The sequence below is a fragment of the Parasphingorhabdus sp. genome, assembly GCF_049667325.1.
Classification (GTDB): domain Bacteria; phylum Pseudomonadota; class Alphaproteobacteria; order Sphingomonadales; family Sphingomonadaceae; genus Parasphingorhabdus.
Genome location: NZ_JBATHY010000186.1, coordinates 1 through 19,820, shown reverse-complemented (window position 1 = coordinate 19,820; position 19,820 = coordinate 1). Strand labels below are relative to the sequence as shown.

The window sequence follows — 19,820 nt, the reverse complement described above, 5'->3', positions numbered from 1 at the left end:
CGTTCCGACTGGATCTTCTTCCCGCGCTTGACTTCGGTAATGGTCTCGGTCGGGACCTCTATGTCCTCAACCAGCTCGGTCAGGCCAAGGCGCTTGGCGTCGGCCATAATGGCTTCCTTGACCTTGTGCTCAAAGCCCGAATAAGCGTGAATGATGTACCAGCGTGCCATGCGAATAACCTAAAAATCTATGTGGGATTTAAGCGAGGCTCAAGAGCCAGGCGACAAGCCCGTTAAAAATCGTATCAACGCCCAGAAAAAACAATCCGAGAATAGTCGTCATGATCAGTACGAGAATCGCCGTACGGACGGTCTCGGGCCAAGTTGGCCAGACGACCTTGTTGGTCTCGGCCTTGACCTGATTCATGAATTCGCCTGGATTGACTTTCGCCATGCTTGATTCCTTAAATTCGCTTTCCGGTTTCCGCATAAACTCCGGGTGTCAGTCGTTTGACCGTGTTCGGATATATGCATGATTTCGGAAAGAACCAGCCCTTTAACCGCAGATTCCCGGATTCGCAAGAAAAGAGTGGGATTTTACGAGACCGGAACCGCTTCGATCAGCGACCGTATCCACGGGAGATGTTCCCGGCCGACAAAGAGTTGGTCGGCAATGACATAGGACGGGGACTCGAAAATCCCCATTTCTTCCGTTTGCGCCTGGATGGAAAGCAGCTTCGCGCGCGCCTTTTGCGGGTCGGGAACGGCCATCTCGACAGAGGACAACAGGGCCGCGACCACCGCTTCGTCATCAAGGTCCGCCTGCTCTGTCCAGTAAGCGGAAAAAGCGGCGCGGATGAACGGCACGGGGTCACCATCAATGCCGGCCATCGCCGCCAGCGCGGCATCGCTGCCGGCAGGCGTTTCTGCAAAGCGCATCTGTTGTCCCTGAACCGCTGCATAGTGCAACCAGATATTGCGCTGGGCGATGGCACGGACCCGGCGGTGCCGCTGGCCCACGGTCTCCTCCGATTGCTCTTCGGGAACGGAAAACGGACGGACTCCGAAAGGGAGCCAGTCAATCTGCACCCCGGTTTCCCGCGCCAGCGCCAATGTCGGTTCGAGCGCGAGACAGGATGCGGGTGATTTGAAATCGATGGTGACGGTCAGCATCGCTGCGTCTCCGGGACATCAATCTCGTAGGCGATATCGGGCGCCGGGCCTTCGCGTCCGGTTAGGTGCCAGCGGACATAGGGAAGATGCTCTCTTCCAAACAGGATCGTGCCGTCAAAGACATAGGTTGGGACGCCGTATATCCCGCTCAGGTGGAGCTGGGCCTGAAGGGCGTCATGTCGGGCGCGGCCCTCGCCTTGCTGAAAGGCGGCAAAGCCGTCAGCATTGATTCCAGCCTGCTCCAGACAGGCCTCGACCACAGCTATATTTTCGATATCCAGCGCGCGCCGCCAAAAGGGCGGATAGACCGCTTCGAGATAGGCGCCGAGCCGGTCACGGCCGGTTTGCATCGCCCAAAGGATAGCAATATTGGCGATCGATGAATCCCAGATTTTCTCGGTGCCCTTCAGGATATATCCCTGGCGCTCGACATAGCGGCGCGCGTCACGATAGGCATATTTTACCCGTTGCCACTGGTCCGCGCTGCGGTTGCTTTCGATCAGCTTGCCCTCGCTTTTGCGCGCCGATCCCAGATAGCTCGGGATATCGAGAGTCAGCGGCCGCCAGTCGAAACGCATATCCAGCGATTTCTCCAACGCCATCGTCGGACGGATGGCGGCAAAGGCATAAGGGCTTTTGATGTCGACATAGACAATCAGCGGCGCGTCGCTTTCCAAGGCGTTCATCTGTCATCTCCCTGGATCACGACCGGTTGTGAAATCAGCCGGTTTGACCGGCCAATGTCCTGCCCGGATGCATGCCGTCGACATAGCCCATGAAAGGTTCGTGAATCGAATAGCCGAGCAATTCCCGGGCGCGCTCCGGCAAGGCCACCGCTTTCTCAGGCGGCACAGCGAGCAACATGGTTTCCAGCGGCCGCATCCAGCCTGGACAATATTGCGGAGTGACGATAAGCCGCGTGTCAGCGGAGCGGTTTGCCCCGCCGCGATGCCATAAATTCCCTTTGGCAATCATCAGAGATCCGGCGGGCATGATAGCCTTGATCGCACCGCTATGCGCGCCCGGATCGACGCTCTGGTCACCGCGGTCTTTGGTCACGAAATCGGAGGGTCTGTTGGCGCCGTTCAGTTCGACATTGCCCCATTTATGGCTGCCCGGAATGATCTCGGTCGCGCCATTATCCTCGGTCATCGGATCGAGCGTCCAGAAGGTGCTGACACCCAGCGCCTTTCGCGGCAGCGGCTGGCGGCAATGGTCATCGTCCATATGCCAGGGCTGGACGGTTTCACCCGGGTGCAAATTTATCGCCAGGCAGGCGGACAGCAGGAAAGAGCGACCCAGTTCGCGAGTCGCGAAAGCCAGTTGCAACGGGTGGATAATCAGGTCGGCAAAGATCGGGTCTTTGCCCAGCATCGCATAGATGCGATTGGACTGGACTCCTTCGAAGACGTTACGCCCCCGAATATCGGCTTCGATGAATGGTTGAAGCGCGGCGCGCTGCCGCTCCACCTCTTCGCCGGGCATGATTCCGGGAAAAATCACATAGCCGTCGGTTTCATATTGTTCCCAGCATTGCGGGAAACTTCTGCCGCCCAGAAAGGGCTCCAGTAAAGTCTCGTCAGCGGGTGCTGTTGTTTGCTCGATCATCGAGAAATTATGGCAGAAAACTGGGGTTCAGGCAACCATATGCAGTGACGCTACGGCATCGGATATTAGTGCCGTTCGATCAAGTCCCATTTATTGCCAAACGGATCACGAAAGACCAGCACCTTGCCATAGCTTTCGACTCGCGGTGCTTCGATAATATCGATACCCGCCCGTTCCATCAGAGCAAGGTCACCATCAAAATCATAGGTTTCGAGAAACAGGAAGACCCGGTTTCCGGCCTGTTCGCCGATCACTTCTTCCTGCGCCTCGTTGGCAGCTTTGGCGAGCAGGAGCCGGGTTTCGGTGCTTCCCGGTGGAGCAACCAGCACCCAGCGTTTGTCTTCGGACAACTCGGTATCTTCGATCAGTTCAAAGCCCATCAGTCCGACATAAAACGCGATTCCCTGATCATAGTCGGGAACGATCAGGCTGATGGCGGAAATAAACTGGGTCATGAAGATTTCAGTATATTGATGGGAAAAATGGCAGGAGTGCACGGACTCGAACCGTGGGCCCTCGGTTTTGGAGACCGATGCTCTACCAACTGAGCTACACTCCTGCACGGGCCGTATCACCCTTGCGAAACAGCCGGTTTGCGCGCCTTAGCGGCCCATGACGGTTTCGGCAAGCGTGATTCTATCAGCATAGGCCAAATCGCAATATGGATAAACTCGCGACATGGTTAAATAAGAGTGGACGGCTGTTTACCTTTAGGGAGAAGGCGGGGTTTACCCGTTATCGTCAATATAGGCCCGTCGCTAACGACTCATGGACCAGAGCGACACCCACCGAGTGCGAAACCCAGGCTCAGGAGACTGACATGCCAGACTCAATAACCCGCGCGCCTTCGGCAATTGCGAATGACGACCAGCGGACGCTGCCCTATGCGATTGCAGCCGAAGAGGACCGATGCGCCCCGCGCCAGCGGCTGGCGATTCCGGCACGGATGCGATTTTCCTGCTCCAGCGGCTTTCCGGTGCAAGTGACCGATATGTCGCTCGCCGGATTTGCCTGTGACGCATTGACTTCCGCACATCCAGGCACGTTATGCTGGCTCACGCTGCCAGGTCTGGGCGCGCTCGAGGCCGAGGTGGTCCGGCATAGCAATGACGGTATGGGCTGTGCTTTCAAAAATCTGCTCAACCTGGCCGTTCTGAACCACTATGTGTTAAAATATCCGGCAAAAGTGATAACCGAATAGATAATAGCTGCGCATTCACCAGGCTGCCCGACGTGCCGTGCCCGACCAGCGAGGCACCTCTTCCAACCATTGCTGCCGCGACATTTCCCTCTCTTCAGTCGAACGCGAGAATGACAGACGCGAACGCTGCGAAAACTAATCTTTCGGGGCAGGCGCGCGCGCAGCCCGTTTTTCGGGATCGGGCTCGTTGCGGGTCCAGATCCAGCTACCACTAATCAGCGCCGCAGCAACGGGAACGAGGTTCCACGGCAGTTTGACAAACAGCAATGCCAGCACGCAGCTGACCGCGAATGCCACCGTTGCCGCCCATTTGCCGCGCCGGGTAATCGCCCGCCGTTCGCGCCAGTTTGTGATATGGATGCCAAAGACGCGGTGTTCGACCAGCCACAATTCAAGACGCGGCGAGCTGTTGGCGAAACAGAAGGCCGCGAGTATCACAAACGGCACCGTGGGCAGCAGCGGCAAAATGACGCCGATGCTGCCGAGTGCCAGCGAAACCAGTCCCGCTGCCAGATAGAGTTGCCGCTTCATGCAGTCGCCCTATCATGGATCGCCGCGAACGCCGATAGTTTCGGTGCGTCGTGGTTCGCTGGCAAGATTCTGGCGGTGCTGCGCTACGCTTCGTTGACCGAGATTTCTCCGCCAGTTGCCGAACTGATCCGCAATCGTTCATAAGGACCGCCGACCAAGGGCAGCCGGGCACCGAGAAGCCGGTCTTTGTTCAGTCGCGTAACGCTGACCTTGTTTGACTGATTGCCACCCAGAACATGATATGTGGTGTCGTCTTCGGCATAATAAAAGGCAACATGGCCGCTGAAACCGCTTCTTTTCCCCCGCCAGAAAACCATCACCGCGCCGTAACATGGATCGACGGTATGCCCGAATTTCAGCCAGTTTCTTGCTAGATAGGGGTTGGTCGGAATGGTCGAGTCGGGCAAGGTTACCGCGATACAGGTTTCCACAAAGTCGCCACACCATGGCAACTGCGCCGGGTCGCCCAGTGTTTTGCCGTCGGACTTCAAAAACTTGCGCAACTGGCTGTTGTCGGTGCCTTCGTGCAGCCCCTTTTTGCGGATCGCAAGATCCATCCAGGGAAAAACCTCCATCCGGTCCGCTTCCGGGGGAGCTTTTGACTTGGTGTCTGAATCGAATTCCAGTCGCAGCGCGGCGACGGTAGCGCTGTTCAATGTGCCGTTGGCAACCAGGCCGGTCGCGGTCTGGAATTTAATCGTCGCGGCCCGGGTATTGCGACCCCAGATGCCATCGGGCAGTCCGGGATTGAAGCCATGCACGATCAGTCGCCGTTGCACCCATTCAATAAAGTTCATCACTCATGCTCCCCAAAAAGAGTTTTAAAGCGCGACCTTATTTTTCGAATTTTCTATCACATCGGACACCCAAAGTCGATTCGAGCGGGTATGATTATCAAGCTGGTCTTGTCGTGCCCGAACGGTTTGCAACCGGGGCCCATCGCAACAGACAATAACCCAGCAACCCCGAAACCAGCGAACCGCTGATCACGCCCAGCTTGACCGTCTCGATCTGCGCCCCGTCAACAAATGCCAGATTGCCGATGAACAGGCTCATCGTGAAACCGATGCCGGTCAGACAGGCGAGGCCGTATAGCTGCAACCAGCTGACGCCGTCCGGCCGCTTCACCAGTCCGGCCTTGGTGGCCAGAAACATGAATCCGAACACCCCGAGTTGCTTGCCGACGACCAGTCCCGCTGCAATGCCGAGCGCGAGCGGCGCCATCAGATCATCCAACCGGAGCCCGGCCAGAGACACGCCGGCATTGGCAAAGGCGAATAAGGGCAAAATCAGAAAAGCCGTCCACGGATGCAGAAAATGCTCGAGATGTTTGAGTGGAGAACTGCCATCTTTGGCGTTTAGAGGTATCGCGAGCGCTGCGATCACTCCCGCCAGAGTCGCATGGACACCGGATTTCAGGACACAGATCCAAAGGAAAATACCAACAAGGATATAGGGCGCGGTGCGAATTACGCCCAGTCGGTTCATCGCGAACAGCAGCATGGTTCCAGCCCCCGCGAGCAGCAGGGACAGGCTCGATACCTCTGTTGTGTAAAACAGCGCGATGATGAGAATGGCACCGATATCATCGATGATCGCGATCGCGAGCAACAATATCTTGAGCGAAACCGGCGCATGTTTGCCGAGCAAGGCGAGTACGCCCAGCGCAAAAGCGATGTCGGTCGCTGCCGGAATTGCCCAGCCATTGATATTTTCAGGCATATTCCAGTTGAAATATACAAACACCAGAGCCGGTATGGCCATTCCGCCTAACGCTGCAATCGCCGGAAGCGAGGCCTGCTCGATGCTGGAAAGCTGCCCCTCGAGTAGTTCGCGCTTCACTTCCAGTCCGATCAGAAAGAAGAAGATCGCCATCAGGCCGTCATTGATCCACAGCGCCAGCGGCTTGGCAATTTCCAATCCGCCGAATTGCAGGGCTACCGGGATGTCGAGAAAGCCGAGATAATAGGATCCGAATGGGCCGTTGATGGCGACCATCGCCAGGACGGCGGCACCAAATAATATGATGCCTGCGCTGGATTCCAGTGCAATAAATTCCTGCAGGGCCGTGCGCATTTTTTTTACCATCGGGGCATCATCCTGGTTTCAAAAAGCGGGGCGGCCGGCACTTGAGGGTATGCTGCCGCCCCGGAGGTGGGGGAAAGAGATGGGAGCTATCCGGTTTCCGCTGCCCGGTCGTCTTTTACAATACGCTCTTTGGTACGGATGCGCTCTGCGAGGCTGCGTTGCATTTCTTCCAGCTCGCGTATCCGCTCGCGCTTGTCGTGACCGCTGCCAATCGGTTTTTCCGGCAGGCGACGTTTGCGGGTCAGGTTGCTATTGTAACTTTCCACGACATATCCTTTTTTTGTCGTGCGTCGGCATCGACAAGGTTGATATGGCGAAAGTGAGGTGATAAACCCAATCGAATGGATTTGTATGAATCGATAGATTATTTCTATAGCAAGGAGTGGCTGCATCATGCCGACTTTACGCCAATTTGAATATCTTGTTGCGGTCGCCGACCATAGCCATTTCGGCAAGGCGGCCCAGGCCGCCGGTGCTTCACAGCCGACCCTGAGCCATCAGTTGCGCACCCTGGAACAGAGGCTGGGCGTGACGTTGGTAGAACGGCGAACCCATGGTGCCGAGCTGACTCCCGTAGGCCGGGAGATCGCCGATCGTGCGCGCCGGGTACTGGTCGAGGTAAAGGATATCCGTGATCTGGCGGAACGGGCGAGCGACAGCCTGGCAGGGATCCTGCGCTTCGGTGTTTCGCCAACCCTGGGGCCTTATCTCATGCCGCCGGTGATCGCGGCTCTGCACCGCACCCGTCCGGACCTGCGCTTCTACATGCGCGAAGGAATCCCCGATCTGCAAGCGATGGAACTGACCAAAGGCTCGATCGATATGCTGCTGGGTCCTTTGCCGATCGAAGGCGATAATTTGCAAATCGAACCGCTGTTTCGCGAACCGCTGATTCTGGTCGCACCGCCAGACCACCCGCTTGCATCACACAAGCAGCTCACCCTTCCCGATCTCGCAGGTCTGCCAGTGCTCAGTCTGGATCGTCGTCACCATCTCCACCGCGACGTGGCGCGTCAGTGCCAGCTGCATGATATGAATCTGCTGCGTGACTATGAGGGCACCAGTCTGGACAGCGTGCGACAAATGGTTGCTTCGGGTCTGGGACTGGCGATTCTGCCGGAGCTCTATGTGCGTTCAGAACTGGATCGCGGCGGAGACGTCGCCTTGCTCGAAGTCGAAGGCTGGTCCGTCACCCGTAGTATCGGTGCCGCCTGGCGTACCAATGCCGGCTTTGCAGAAGAATATGCGGCGATCGCGGAAAAAATTGCCGAAGAAGCCCGGGTGTTGATGGCCGCTTGAGCGATTGTCACCGGTGTGGATTTCTAACTGTGCGAACGCGGCTGATCCGGTTATCTGCAGTGTATGACCATTGATCTCGACCTGCTGCTGAAAGCCTATGCATCGGGTATATTCCCGATGGCGGACGCGCGTGATGATCCGGAAACCTTCTGGGTTGAACCGAAAGCCCGGGCGATTATTCCGCTCGACAATTTCCGGATGTCGCGTTCACTCGGCAAAACCATCAAATCCGACCGTTTTCGGGTATCCACCGACAGCGCCTTTGCCGACGTGATCGCCATTTGCGCCACCGAAACGGAGGATCGCAAGGAAACCTGGATAAATGCCGAGATCGAAGAGGCGTTCAACCAGCTCCACCAACTCGGCTATGCGCATAGCGTCGAATGCTGGCAGGTCGATGAAGCAACCGGCGAGGACAAGCTGGTCGGCGGCCTCTATGGCTTGGCACTCGGTGGGGCATTTTGCGGCGAAAGCATGTTTTCGCACACTCGCGACGCTTCCAAAGTGGCATTGGCATGGCTTGTGGCCCGTCTCAAGGTTGGAGAATTCTGCCTGCTCGATTGTCAGTTCATGACCGACCATCTGGCGTCATTGGGAGCGATAGAAATCAGTCAGGAAGACTATCTGAAGGACCTAAGAAGGGTGAGAGGCTATGCGCCGTCGTCGGTTTCGGCGATCAGATCGCCGATTACATCGTCCGGCGGACTGTTCGCAGCAGGAGCAGATCGCGCTGCCGGGGTCGAAGGCGCATCGGTTTCCGGCACGGTTTCATTCGGTGCGCTGGATGAGCTGTTGGCGAGATTGGACGAGGAAGCTCGCGGAGCCGTCGGATTCGCAGAATCTGCCGGTGCATCCTCTTCGCCGGGGAAGCTCATTGCGCAACTTTTGACCCAGACGTCATAAATCGGGTGCTCGACCACGTTCAGCGAGGGTGATTCCCGAAATAGCCAGCCGGAGAAAACACGTTTCCACTGATCGTCACCGGGCCGATTGGGTGGCCGTTCATTGACCAGCAACTGCACAAAGGCACCCTGTTCCGGGGTGAGCTCCCAGGGCGCTGTTTTCTCGCAAGCGCGTAAACGGACAATCGCACGCCCGATACGGATCGATTGGCCCGGTCGCAACTCGAGATCCCGGGTGAGGCCGTTGCGCTTGTTGAGGAAACCGAGCGTCGCCACGCGCTCGGCCATGGGAGTCCCGAGCTGTTCGGTCGCCGTTGCGACCAGATCTTCATCGGTTGCCGCAGCCTCAGCTTTTTCAGCGGCCTGACCGGTCGCTTTTTCATCGACATCGTCGCCGAGCCAGCCACAGCCGGTCAGCAGAGCTGTGACAGCCAGCATCGAAAATAAAAGGGAGTGGCGCGCCATGCCTGTCATTCCGCTTCGGCAGGGTTCCAGGATTCATAGTCACCGGTTGCTGCCGCACGGTGACCGCCTTCTTCCAGTGCACCAGCCGGACGATAGGCTTGCGCGGTGCCGGTCAGGTTTCCGCTTGGCTCTTTTTCCCAAATGCGGGCCTGTGGCAGATGACTTTCCGGAATCTCGTCATAGCTGTGATGGAGCCAGCCATGCCATTCGGGCGGCACACGGCTGGCATCATTGGCGCCATTATAAATGACCCAGCGCCGTTTTGCGGGATGGCCGGAACCCGCTTTTTTGGACTGAAAATATATATTGCCAAACACATCCTCGCCGATGCGTTTTCCGTTGCGGGCGCTGAACAGGGCCGTGCCGATAGTTGCCCCGTCCCACCAAGTGAATATTTTTGCCAATATGCTCATCACGTTCGCTTAGCCCTGCAGACACGCGGTCCGCAATGAAAAAATGTCAAATGGGAAGGATGTCGGCGGATGCGGGGATGCTCACCGCCAGGTGACTCTGTCGCCCGGTTCGATGCCCAGTGCTGCAGCTTGGCCTGCTGCAATTTCGAGTACCGTGGCAACCGGTTCATTGGAACGAACCGGGTCGAGCGAATAGGGTATGGTATCAGCCGCAATCGATTCTATTGTCCCGTCCCGGCGGATGAAAATAATATCGAGCGGGATTACGGTGTTCTTCATCCAGAAACTCGCGACGCGATCCTCCGCGAAAGGGAAAATCATGCCCTTGTCAGACGGCAGCCGGGTCCGGAACATCAAGCCCTGGGCCTGTTGATCGCCGCTTTCTGCCACTTCCACTACAAAGCCATGCACCGCGTCCGACGTTCGAATGCTGAGCGGGACCTGCTTGAGGCCAGCTTCGGAAAGCGCCAATTCACCTTGCTGGCTGTTTGCTGCGGTTTCACCGGTCCGGGCGTAGCACCCCCCCAGGCTGAAACCGGAAAGCAGCATTAGGGAAAGCGCGATCGCTTTGGGAATCTTGTTCATTCGAAAGGGCTTCTGATTCAGGCTAATGTTGGCAGGCAGACTTGCACGGCCATGTGGCCGCGATCGCCGTCTTTTATAAGGGCAAGCAGTTGTTGTCCCGGAATGACATCTGCAATCCCTGCATCGCGGAGTGTTTCCATATGCAAGAAAATATCGCCGCCGAGATCGTCGCTCACAAGAAAACCGTAGCCTTTGGCGCGATTGAACCATTTCACCACTGCGTCGGTATACGCGGATTCATCTTCGATCGCGTGTGGTGCCTGATGCGCGCCTGAAACCGCGGGCCGGTCATTTGCTGCCGCGCAAGGGGAAAGATCGATTTCGAGAATTTTTGTTGCCTGGAGTCCTTTGGGCGCGACCACATATTCGCAAGTGACCAGCGCCATTTCCGGCAATTCCCGCGTGCCCAGCGATTCAAGCAGACTCCAGTGAATCAGTATATCCGATTGTGATTTAGCGCCATTATCGCCCGAATCTTCGTTGTCGGGAACGATGAAGCCGAACCCGCGATGACTGTCGAACCATTTTACCCGGCCCTTGGTGCGCAGGGGCTCCACGTCGGTTGCCGGATGGTCGCCTTCGCCGGCGTGAGTCGTGTGACTATCCGCAAGGTCTGGTTCCGCAAATAAGCTTGCCACGATGCATCTCCGAACAAAACTAAGCTAAATCAACAGTCTGTGACTTTTCGACTCGGTGTGCTGCTTATATCATAATAATCGTAAACTAGCGATTCATGACCCTAGTCTTCCTGCGCTATTTCTTCGCCCGGTTTGGCAAAGACAAAGCGTGACGCCACATCGAAATCGTGGCCGGCGCGCAGAAAGGCTTGCAGTTGCTTTCGACATTTATCGGCTTCCTGCTGGGTTTCTGCGAACGGCCCTATCCGCCGCTTGCGGGCGAATTTTTCGGCAGCGGCCCAGCTGTTTGCTTCGCTGATCCGAAAGGCCTCGCGCCCGTCTTCTTCACTGATACCCGCCTGATACAGCGCATGCGACACCCGCCGTGTTCCGTATCCCCGCCGGGTGAGGGCAGATGCCTTGTTCTGGGCGTATAAAGCGTCGTCGATATAGCCCAGAGTGGCCATGCGCTCGACCAATTGTTCGACTGCGGGCGGTTCGGCATCTTGCCAGTCCCGTTCGCGAATTTTCCGCTGTAGATATCCGGCCAGTTTTTTACGGCTCGTTCCATATCGCTCTACATACCGTATAGCGAGCCGATTCAGGCTCTCCCCATCTAACGTTTTAGCGCTGTTTTTCAACGGCTTGGCCTTCCGGTTTGACGTTTGCCCTTTTTGTGCCACAGTCGGGCCGAAATTTAAACGCCAGAGGTTATCAATGACGATGGCAGAACAGGTTAAAGGGAGGTAAAAAAACACCTAACTCCCTTAGCGAAATAAAAAGATTGGTTTTTAGGGAGGCTGGACCTTCCGGAAATGGATATTGGATGACCGAATTGACTGCAACCCCGACAAAGGACGAACTTCCTCGTCGATTCTCCGATTTTGATACGTTGGGAGATGCACTGGAATATGCGGCTCAGGGACAAAAGGGATTCAACTTCCACGATGCCCGGGCTTCTCTTGTCCGGGCCTACCCGTTCAGCGAACTGCGCGACGACGCCTTGGCGTCAGCAAAGCGCCTGATCGCAGCTGGTATCAAGCCCGGCGATCGGGTGGCGCTGATTGCGGATACCGAGCCGCAATTCTGCGCGCTGTTTTTTGGTGCTGTCTATGCGGGCGCATTGCCGGTTCCCCTGCCATTGCCGACATCCTTTGGCGGCAAGGAAAGCTATATCGACCAGATCGGCGTGCAACTCGACAGCTGCGATCCTGCGCTCCTGCTATTCCCGGACGAGATTGCCGAATTGGCGGGCGCTGCAGGCCAATCCCGTGACATTCCGGTTTTCGGCTGGGATGCATTCAGCCAGCAGGATGCTCCCGACGCGCAATTGCCGGCCGCGAAAAGCAGCGACATAGCCTATCTTCAATATTCCAGCGGTTCGACCCGGTTCCCGCACGGGGTTGCGGTTTCGCACAAGGCGTTGCTGCATAATCTTGGCTCGCACGCTCATGGTATGTTGATCAACGACACCGACCGATGCATTTCCTGGCTGCCTTTCTATCACGATATGGGGTTGGTCGGCTGCTTCCTGTCGATGGTCGCAAACCAGGTTTCTACCGATTATCTCAAGACCTCCGATTTTGCGCGGCGACCGCTTTCGTGGCTCGATCTGATTACGCGCCATCAGGGGACATCCTGCAGCTTCTCACCGACCTTCGGCTATGAAATTTGCGCGCGGCGTATCGGCAGCCTGTCCAATGTGAAGGAAAGGTTCGACCTGTCGCGTTGGCGGCTGGCCGGCAATGGCGCTGACATGATCAGGCCTGATGTGATGCAGCGGTTTACCGATGCTTTCGCACCAGCAGGATTTGATGCCAAGGCCTTCCTGCCGAGCTACGGACTTGCCGAAGCGACGCTCGCGGTAACCCTGATGCCATCAGGCGAAGGCATGGAAGTGGAACTGGTTGAAGAAACCGAGCTTTCGGGCGAAAAACAGCGTGACGGAAGCCGTCCCAAACGCTTCCGCGCGATCGTCAATTGCGGCAAACCGGTGCGGGATACTCTGCTGGAAATCCGCGCGGAAGACGGCGCGGTGCTGGCTGAAAAAACCGTTGGCAAGGTCTGGATGCAGGGCCCCGGAGTGATGGATTGCTATTATCGTGATCAGGCGGCAACCGACGCCTGTCTGGTGAACGGCTGGCTCGATACCGGGGACATGGGATATCTGTCGAATGGCTATCTCTACATTGTCGGCCGGGCCAAGGACATGATCATCATCAACGGCAAGAATCACTGGCCTCAGGATATCGAATGGGCAGTTGAACAATTGCCCGGCTTCAAGGCTGGCGATATTGCCGCTTTTGCGATCACCACGCCCGGCGGCGAAGAAACGCCGGCTGTGCTCGTCCAATGCCGGACCTCGGATGAAATCGAGCGTTTGCGGTTGCTGAACGAGATCAAGGAAAAGGTAAGAGCCATTACCGGGATGAATTGCGTGATAGAACTGGTGCCGCCGCGGACTTTGCCGCGCACGAGTTCCGGCAAGTTAAGCCGCGCAAAGGCCCGGAATCTCTATCTTTCCGGTGATATTCAACCTTATGCGGTTGCTGCCTGAACGCAGCTGATTTTTTCCAATCGGAAAAAGCTTGAAAATTTAGGTCGATGCTTACGTTTCGCTAAGATTTCTGGCGTAATGGTCAGCCGTGGAAAAAAACATTACATCATCCGGTTTGCCGCGGGATATCCCGCTGAGCGTTCTACTTGGCCTGACCGACCCTGAAGGGGTCGATTGGGGGCGGATCCGTGCTTTGCAGATCAATGGTACCCGGCAGCACAGTTTTTTGAAAATTATTTCAGCGATCGTTTGCGGTCTTTTGACCCTGCAATGGGGTATCGGCCAGATCAACATTCTGTTCCTCGGTCTTTGGCTGGCGGCAATCATCGCGCTATGTATCTATTCCCATCTGCGGTTCCGCAAACAGGCGGCATCGCAGCGAAAATCTGTCGATCGCGCCGAAACCAGAATGGTCAACCTCTTGTCTTTTGCCGACGGGTCGATCTGGGGCCTCGGCTTTTTGCTTTTCTCATATGGCGCGGACCTCATGACGGTAAACTCGCTCTGGGCGATGATGATCTGTCTGATGGTCGGATCGGCGATGATATTCTCAGCGATACCGCTAAGCAGCATTTTGTTCATTGCGTCGTTGAGCGCGGCGATGACCCTTGGTTGGTTATATATCGGCAGTGTTGACTTGGCGGTTGCGTCGGTGGCAATCGCAGTATTGTTGATCTCCGCATGCCTCAAGACCGGTCGCTCGTTCATCGACAGACGGGTTTCGGAGGCCAGTCTAAACGAAAAAAGTGAAGTGGTCAGTCTTCTGCTCAAGGAATTTGAGGACACCGGCGCCGACTGGCTCTGGCAAACAGATACATCACGGCGCATAACCCATGTCTCACCACGATTTGCCCATGCTATAGGGCAGTCTCCCGAAGCGATTGAAGGCAAGCCGTTCCTGCAACTGGTCGCCGGCGAATCCTGGGAAAGCGGAAAATTCTCGACCGCATTGCACGAACTGGCCGACAAGCTGAAGCGCCGCGATAGTTTTAGCAACATGCTTGTGCCCGTCCAGATCAACGGCGAAAACCGCTGGTGGGAATTGTCTGCTTCGCCAAAACTCGATGATGGCGGCGTGTTCCACGGGTTTCGTGGTGTCGGGTCGGACATAACCCAGCAACGCGAATCGGCAGACAAAATCTCGCAATTGGCGAGATTTGACACGCTGACCCGTCTGCCAAACCGCTTGCAGATGACCGAAACGCTCGCAAAGGCATTGGAAGCGGCCGAAAAATGGAACGGTCGCTGCGGCTTCATGATGATCGATCTCGATCGGTTCAAGGCGGTGAATGACACGCTCGGGCATCCGGTAGGCGATCGCTTGCTGGCACGCGTCTCTGACCGGCTGCGATCGATCATGACCGACAACGAACTCTGCTGTCGCCTGGGCGGTGACGAATTTGCGATTGTGATCAAGGACGCCCGCGACGTTGAATATATGGAAATATTGGCGCGAAAAATCATCGACTCATTATCGCAAATTTATGAAATCGACCAGCATCCACTTTATATCGGCGCCAGTATCGGGACCGCGATTGGTCCGCGGGATGGGCGCACCGTCGAAATGCTGATGCGCAGTGCCGATCTTGCGCTGTATCGTTCCAAGGATCAGGGCGGCGGCGCGTTTAATCACTATCAGCCGAAGTTGCACGTCCAGGCGGAAGAGCGGCGGGTCATGGAGATTTCTCTACGCAAGGCGCTGGAGAATGACGAATTGTCGTTAAACTATCAACCAGTGGTCAGTGCTGATACCGGAAGCGTTGTCGGTTTCGAAGCGCTCCTGCGCTGGAACAGCCCCAAATTTGGCAATGTTTCTCCGGTCAAATTCATTCCCGTGGCAGAAGATGCGCGGCTGATTATTCCGATCGGCGAATGGGTCTTGCGGACCGCCTGTCAGGAAGCCATGAATTGGCCAACGACCGTCAAGATCGCCGTGAATGTTTCCGCCGATCAGCTGACCGAACCTAACTTCCTTGCTACCGTCGTGTCGGCGCTCGATGATAGCAAGCTTCCCCCAAGTCGTCTGGAGATCGAAGTGACCGAGAGCATCTTCATGCGCGAAGGTGCCGGAGCAGCGGAAATGCTGGATAAGATCATAGCATTGGGGATCAACCTGTCGCTTGACGACTTCGGCACCGGCTATTCCTCGCTCGGCTATTTGCGCAAAACACGTTTCACAACGATCAAGGTCGATCGTAGCTTTGTCCAGGGGGCTGCAAAGAAGGTGCCGGAGAGTCTTGCCATCATTCGTGCGGTAGTGGCGATGGCAGATAGTCTCGGAATGGCTACGACCGCCGAAGGTGCGGAGACAGAAGAAGAAGTCCGGATGATCCAGAAGCTGGGTTGCACCAAAATCCAGGGCTATTATTTCGGTCGGCCGATGGTCACCGAAGATGCAAGAAAATTGTTCAGCAAATTCGATGCCGAGACAGTGGAATATAGTAAAAAATCCGCGTAGGCTCGTCTTCCCCGCCTATTTTCTAGCCAACCGTTTTTCAATCCCGCGCCAGATCCTGGCATAGGACTGGGCGGCAGGGCTGCGCGGTGCGAAACTGCCGACCGGCATCTGTAATTTCGTCATATGCTCAACCGCGCTGGACATCGGGATGACCGGCCATTTCGGTTTTCTGATCAGGCCCTGGTTGTGGATGGTTCGTCGCCGATCAACCATTGTATATACGGGCAGCAACGGTGCGTGCTTTTTCCCGGCACTGTCGAGGAACATCTGCACATCGGTCAACGCGCGTTCGGAGAGTGGCGATGGAATGGTCGGAACAATTACAATGTCTGCATTGCGCAAGATTTGTTCGCTGGTCTCCGTCAAGCCAGGCGGGCAATCGAGGATGATCCGGTCATAATCCTTGCCCATTTGCTTTAGCAGTTTCCCGAGATGCCGCTTTTTGCCGATCTGGAAAAACAGCCGGTCAAGACCGCGTAGCGAGAAGTCCGCTGCCAGCAGATCCAGATTGTCTATGTCTGTATGTTTGATCAGCTTGCCTGGCTTGACGTTACCGGCAACCAAGGCGCGTGCGCGATCTTTCTCGGCGCTGTCCCCCTTGAGAATGAACGAAGCCGCGGCCTGCGGGTCGAGATCCCAGAGCAATGTCCGTCGCGAACTGCCGACTGCGCTGTTCCACGCAAGATTCACCGCGGTACAGCTTTTGCCGACCCCGCCTTTCATGCTGTAAACTGCGATTACCGACATCATCTTTCCCGGTTTCTAGACCCGCTGGAAGCCGGTCGCATCAGAGTATCTGCTGTACCAGATCCTGAGGACGACACAGCCGGACCCCTTTGTCAGTCTCGACCAGCGGCCGGTTGATCAGGCTTGGCTCCCTGGCCATGGCATCCAGGATCTCATCGGCCTTAACGCCATTTTTCGTTAGCCCGAGCTCCTCGGCGGGCGATCCGCGTACCCTTAAGCCTTCCTGCGGGGTCATGCCAGCATCGCTGAAAAGCTGTTCCAGCTTGGCACGGGTAGGCGGGTTTTTCAGATATTCTATGACTGTCAGATCAACGTCGGGGGATTCTTGCAGTATCGCCATTGTTTTGCGGGATGTGCCGCATTTCGGATTGTGCCAGATGGTGGCCTTCATAATTCTCTCCTGTTGCGCCGAAACTGCGACATAAACACAAGTCCGGCAATGGATTCAAAGAAAAACTCCGGCGGGGCAATATTCTTTGTTGCATTTGATAACCATTCTCATTAGCAGATTAGCCTATTGAGAATGATTCTCAAATGAGGGAGTTTATCTGTGAATAATTTTCCGCGCCGTCCGTTGCGCTACTTTACTTCTGTCAGCCTGGTCGCGATTGTGGCCAGTCCGGTACATGCAACGGTCCAGGAGGTGTGGGAAGAAGGCTTTGTGGATGATCAGGAAATCATCGTTACCGGCGAAAAAGAAGGCTATGTCGCAATCAGCAGCGCGGGTTTGAAAACCGACACGCCGCTGATCGATACGCCGCAGACGGTTTCGGTGGTTACCCGCGAACAACTGGATGATCAGGCGCTCCAGGATATCGGCGACATTCTCCGCTACACGCCGGGCGCGTCGATCGGGCAGGGTGAAGGCAATCGCGACCAGATCACCATCAGGGGACAGAATACCACCGCCGATTTCTTCGTCGACGGCATTCGCGACGACGTCCAATATTTCCGGCCGCTCTACAATATCGAGCGGGTCGAGATCCACAAAGGCCCCAATGCGATGATCTTCGGACGCGGCGGCGGCGGCGGCATTATCAATCGCGTGACCAAATCACCAATCGCCGATCGCCAGTTTGGTGAAACAACCGCCAGTGTTGACAGTTTTGGGGCCTATTATCTCGCGGGGGACCTGAATCTCCCTATCGGCGACACAGCCGCTTTCCGGCTCAATGGCCTGTATGAGGAATTCAACAACCATCGCGATTTTTACGACGGTCGGCGTATTGCGGTAAACCCGACATTCGGCGCCGAGCTGGATGACAATAACCGGCTATTGCTGTCCTACGAATATGTCGACGATGATCGCGCCGTGGATCGCGGTAATCCTGCGGAGTTACGCGCTGCCAGCAACCCATGTTCGCTCAATGCCCCTTGCGGCCCGCTCACCGGTTATCGGGATACGTTGTTTGGTCAGCCGGGAACCAACCGGACGACCTTGCAAGCCCATATCGTGAAGTTGCGGGTGGAACATGACTTCACGGATGAACTGAGCTTCAGCTCGACCACGCAATATGGGGATTATGACAAGCTCTATCGCAATATTTATCCGGTAGACGCCCGCAGCAACGACATCCGGCTGACGCCCACCGCCAATTCCGTCACCCTTGACGGTTATGTCGACACCACCGACCGCGAAAATTTCATCACCCAGGGCAATCTGCTGTGGACCGGCGAGACCGGCGCTTTGGGCCATAGCCTGTTGCTCGGTTATGAAATCGGCCAGCAGCAGTCCGCCAATGCCCGGCAGGACGTTTTATTTGCTGCCAGCAATGACGATCAGGTGGTGGTGCCATTGACCGATCCGATTGCCGTTCCGGCTTTCACTTTTCCGGTGCTTAATCGCAGCACCATGTCCGATCTTAAATTCCTGTCGCTTTATGTCCAGGACCAGATCAGTATCGGTGATCATTTCGATATCATCGGCGGCGTGCGTTTTGACCGATTCGATCTTGACGTAAATGATATCCAGAACGGCATATTGTTAAGCCGGACGGACGAAAAATTCTCGCCTCGATTTGGCGCTATTTACAAACCACAGGAGAATATCTCGATCTATGCGAGCTATGCGAAAAGCTTCCTGCCGCGGTCGGGCGACCAGTTCCTGACGCTCGATCCGATCAATGCCAATCTCGCGCCAGAGACATTCGAAAATTACGAAATTGGCGTGAAGTGGGATCTGACGCCTGCGCTCAGCCTGACCTCTGCGCTGTTCCGGCTCGATCGCGACGACCAGTCAATCCTGCTCGACAATCAGGGCAACACGACGCTGTCCGGCTCGCGGACCGAAGGCGTTGAATTTCAGCTGGTCGGCAAGCTCACCGATCAATTGCAGATCAATGCAGGCTATAGCTATCTCGACGGCCAGCAGCGCAACGCAGCCAGTGTGGGTGGTCAGGATTTGCGCCTGTTTCAGGTGCCTGAACATATGATTTCCCTATGGACGAAATATGACTTCACCGAACAATTTGCAGCCGGTGTCGGGGTGACCCACCAATCCAGTCAATTCGCTACCAATGATAACTCGGTTCGCATCCCGGCATTCACCCGGGTCGATGCGGCGATCTATTATGATATGAGCGAGCGGGTGCAGGTCCAGCTCAATGTCGAAAATCTGTTCGACGAGACATATTATCCGTCGGTCCACAATAACGACAATATCTCAACCGGCGAACCGCTCAATGCCCGGCTTACCGTGAAGTTTGGCTTTTAGGGGTTTGGCGGCGCGCAGGCGCACCAGCTATTTCCCAGGCGTCAGCGCCGGGACAGCCTTGGCGGCGTCTCCCGGATCGATGCCCGGAGGCGGCGCGGCGCTGAGCACCGCTTCTCCCCGTGCTACGCGTCCGGCGCGCTGGATAGCCTCGCGGATGCGCGGATAAGTCCCGCAGCGGCAGATATTGGTGATCGCCTCGTCAATCGCGGCTTTCGACGGATTGGAATTTTTCTTCAGCAATACCGCCGCAGCCATGATCATGCCGGACTGGCAAAAGCCGCATTGCGGGACGTTTTCCGCTGCCCATGCCTGTTGCACCGGATGGCTGCGATCGCGCGACAGCGCTTCGATGGTGGTGACAAACCGGCCTTCCATCTCGCCGATGGTGACCAGGCAGGAGCGGATGGCCTCGCCGTCGACCTCGACCATGCAGGCGCCGCAATCGCCGGTGCCGCAGCCATATTTGGTGCCGGTCAGATTCGACGCATCGCGCAGCGCCCAGAGCAGCGGCGTTTCAGGGTCCA

Annotated in this window: 24 protein-coding genes, 1 tRNA gene and 1 pseudogene; 7 read left to right on the top strand and 19 right to left on the bottom strand. The window is 56.4% G+C overall.

Features of this window, described 5'->3' with window-relative positions:
• From WBM93_RS08430 to WBM93_RS08400, 7 genes are all read right to left on the bottom strand, one after another.
• On the bottom strand, positions 1-170 hold a 170-nt coding region (locus tag WBM93_RS08430; protein WP_424430815.1), incomplete at its 3' end, for a transcription termination/antitermination NusG family protein.
• Between the two features lie 28 nt (positions 171-198).
• Complete coding sequence (secE, locus tag WBM93_RS08425; RefSeq protein WP_424430812.1) at positions 199-393, bottom strand: preprotein translocase subunit SecE; 195 nt, start codon at positions 391-393, stop codon at positions 199-201.
• A 143-nt stretch (positions 394-536) separates the two neighbouring features.
• On the bottom strand, positions 537-1,112 hold the full coding sequence (locus WBM93_RS08420; RefSeq protein ID WP_424430809.1) for a hypothetical protein: 576 nt from the start codon (positions 1,110-1,112) through the stop codon (positions 537-539).
• Entirely contained in the window at positions 1,106-1,798 is a 693-nt protein-coding gene (locus WBM93_RS08415; protein WP_424430806.1) for a DsbA family protein, read from the bottom strand. Before WBM93_RS08415 ends, WBM93_RS08420 begins: the two co-directional genes overlap by 7 nt.
• A gap of 34 nt (positions 1,799-1,832) precedes the next feature.
• Positions 1,833-2,720, bottom strand: coding sequence for a phytanoyl-CoA dioxygenase family protein (locus WBM93_RS08410; RefSeq protein WP_424430803.1), 888 nt, complete (start codon positions 2,718-2,720; stop codon positions 1,833-1,835).
• A 65-nt stretch (positions 2,721-2,785) separates the two neighbouring features.
• Positions 2,786-3,175, bottom strand: coding sequence for a VOC family protein (locus tag WBM93_RS08405; RefSeq protein WP_424430800.1), 390 nt, complete (start codon positions 3,173-3,175; stop codon positions 2,786-2,788).
• Between the two features lie 28 nt (positions 3,176-3,203).
• Positions 3,204-3,279: transfer RNA gene (locus WBM93_RS08400), tRNA-Trp, on the bottom strand.
• A gap of 261 nt (positions 3,280-3,540) precedes the next feature.
• Between WBM93_RS08400 and WBM93_RS08395 the strand changes: the two genes are divergently transcribed.
• The gene (locus WBM93_RS08395; RefSeq protein ID WP_424430797.1) at positions 3,541-3,921 is read left to right on the top strand and encodes a PilZ domain-containing protein; all 381 of its coding nucleotides are present in this window, start codon (positions 3,541-3,543) and stop codon (positions 3,919-3,921) included.
• Between the two features lie 135 nt (positions 3,922-4,056).
• Here WBM93_RS08395 and WBM93_RS08390 read toward each other — a convergent pair whose 3' ends face one another.
• The 4 genes from WBM93_RS08390 to WBM93_RS08375 all read right to left on the bottom strand — a co-directional run bounded on the left by WBM93_RS08390 (position 4,057) and on the right by WBM93_RS08375 (position 6,806).
• Entirely contained in the window at positions 4,057-4,452 is a 396-nt protein-coding gene (locus tag WBM93_RS08390) for a YbaN family protein (RefSeq protein WP_424430794.1), read from the bottom strand.
• Positions 4,453-4,535: 83 nt separating this feature from the next.
• Entirely contained in the window at positions 4,536-5,249 is a 714-nt protein-coding gene (locus WBM93_RS08385; protein ID WP_424430791.1) for a TIGR02594 family protein, read from the bottom strand.
• A 97-nt stretch (positions 5,250-5,346) separates the two neighbouring features.
• Positions 5,347-6,540, bottom strand: a complete 1,194-nt coding sequence (gene nhaA, locus WBM93_RS08380) for a Na+/H+ antiporter NhaA (RefSeq protein WP_424430788.1) — start codon at positions 6,538-6,540, stop codon at positions 5,347-5,349.
• 86 nt (positions 6,541-6,626) lie between these two features.
• Entirely contained in the window at positions 6,627-6,806 is a 180-nt protein-coding gene (locus tag WBM93_RS08375) for a hypothetical protein (protein ID WP_424430785.1), read from the bottom strand.
• 127 nt (positions 6,807-6,933) lie between these two features.
• Here WBM93_RS08375 and WBM93_RS08370 point away from each other — a divergent pair, with 127 nt between their 5' ends.
• Both WBM93_RS08370 and aat read left to right on the top strand, forming a co-directional pair.
• A complete protein-coding gene (locus tag WBM93_RS08370; RefSeq protein ID WP_424430783.1) occupies positions 6,934-7,839 on the top strand; it encodes a hydrogen peroxide-inducible genes activator in 906 nt (301 codons plus the stop codon).
• A gap of 63 nt (positions 7,840-7,902) precedes the next feature.
• A complete protein-coding gene (aat, locus tag WBM93_RS08365) occupies positions 7,903-8,742 on the top strand; it encodes a leucyl/phenylalanyl-tRNA--protein transferase (protein ID WP_424430780.1) in 840 nt (279 codons plus the stop codon).
• A gap of 35 nt (positions 8,743-8,777) precedes the next feature.
• On the opposite strand, the pseudogene WBM93_RS08360 reads toward aat, so the two are convergent.
• Positions 8,778-9,029 (bottom strand): annotated as a pseudogene (locus WBM93_RS08360) (DUF2155 domain-containing protein); the annotation flags it as partial.
• Here WBM93_RS08360 and WBM93_RS08355 point away from each other — a divergent pair.
• On the top strand, positions 8,949-9,188 hold the full coding sequence (locus tag WBM93_RS08355; RefSeq protein ID WP_424430817.1) for a hypothetical protein: 240 nt from the start codon (positions 8,949-8,951) through the stop codon (positions 9,186-9,188). The pseudogene WBM93_RS08360 and the gene WBM93_RS08355 overlap by 81 nt on opposite strands.
• A gap of 23 nt (positions 9,189-9,211) precedes the next feature.
• Here the strand turns inward: WBM93_RS08355 and WBM93_RS08350 are convergent, their stop codons facing one another.
• From WBM93_RS08350 to WBM93_RS08335, 4 genes are all read right to left on the bottom strand, one after another.
• A complete protein-coding gene (locus WBM93_RS08350; protein ID WP_424430777.1) occupies positions 9,212-9,619 on the bottom strand; it encodes an NADH:ubiquinone oxidoreductase subunit NDUFA12 in 408 nt (135 codons plus the stop codon).
• A gap of 81 nt (positions 9,620-9,700) precedes the next feature.
• Entirely contained in the window at positions 9,701-10,204 is a 504-nt protein-coding gene (locus tag WBM93_RS08345) for a DUF192 domain-containing protein (RefSeq protein ID WP_424430774.1), read from the bottom strand.
• Between the two features lie 17 nt (positions 10,205-10,221).
• Positions 10,222-10,842, bottom strand: coding sequence for a cold-shock protein (locus tag WBM93_RS08340; protein ID WP_424430771.1), 621 nt, complete (start codon positions 10,840-10,842; stop codon positions 10,222-10,224).
• 101 nt (positions 10,843-10,943) lie between these two features.
• Positions 10,944-11,462 carry a regulatory protein RecX gene (locus WBM93_RS08335; RefSeq protein ID WP_424430768.1) on the bottom strand — a complete coding sequence of 173 codons (519 nt, stop codon included), beginning with the start codon at positions 11,460-11,462 and terminating at the stop codon, positions 10,944-10,946.
• Positions 11,463-11,647: 185 nt separating this feature from the next.
• Between WBM93_RS08335 and WBM93_RS08330 the strand changes: the two genes are divergently transcribed.
• Both WBM93_RS08330 and WBM93_RS08325 read left to right on the top strand, forming a co-directional pair.
• Entirely contained in the window at positions 11,648-13,378 is a 1,731-nt protein-coding gene (locus WBM93_RS08330; RefSeq protein WP_424430766.1) for a fatty acyl-AMP ligase, read from the top strand.
• Between the two features lie 88 nt (positions 13,379-13,466).
• Positions 13,467-15,836 (top strand): putative bifunctional diguanylate cyclase/phosphodiesterase, encoded by a 2,370-nt coding sequence (locus WBM93_RS08325; protein ID WP_424430763.1) that lies wholly within the window; start codon positions 13,467-13,469, stop codon positions 15,834-15,836.
• 15 nt (positions 15,837-15,851) lie between these two features.
• Here the strand turns inward: WBM93_RS08325 and WBM93_RS08320 are convergent, their stop codons facing one another.
• Complete coding sequence (locus WBM93_RS08320; protein ID WP_424430759.1) at positions 15,852-16,583, bottom strand: ParA family protein; 732 nt, start codon at positions 16,581-16,583, stop codon at positions 15,852-15,854.
• A 40-nt stretch (positions 16,584-16,623) separates the two neighbouring features.
• A complete protein-coding gene (arsC, locus tag WBM93_RS08315; protein WP_424430756.1) occupies positions 16,624-16,974 on the bottom strand; it encodes an arsenate reductase (glutaredoxin) in 351 nt (116 codons plus the stop codon).
• 159 nt (positions 16,975-17,133) lie between these two features.
• Here arsC and WBM93_RS08310 point away from each other — a divergent pair, with 159 nt between their 5' ends.
• Positions 17,134-19,296, top strand: coding sequence for a TonB-dependent receptor (locus tag WBM93_RS08310; RefSeq protein WP_424430754.1), 2,163 nt, complete (start codon positions 17,134-17,136; stop codon positions 19,294-19,296).
• Positions 19,297-19,323: 27 nt separating this feature from the next.
• Here the strand turns inward: WBM93_RS08310 and WBM93_RS08305 are convergent.
• A partial coding sequence (locus WBM93_RS08305) for a (2Fe-2S)-binding protein (protein ID WP_424430751.1) occupies positions 19,324-19,820 on the bottom strand: 497 nt, incomplete at its 5' end.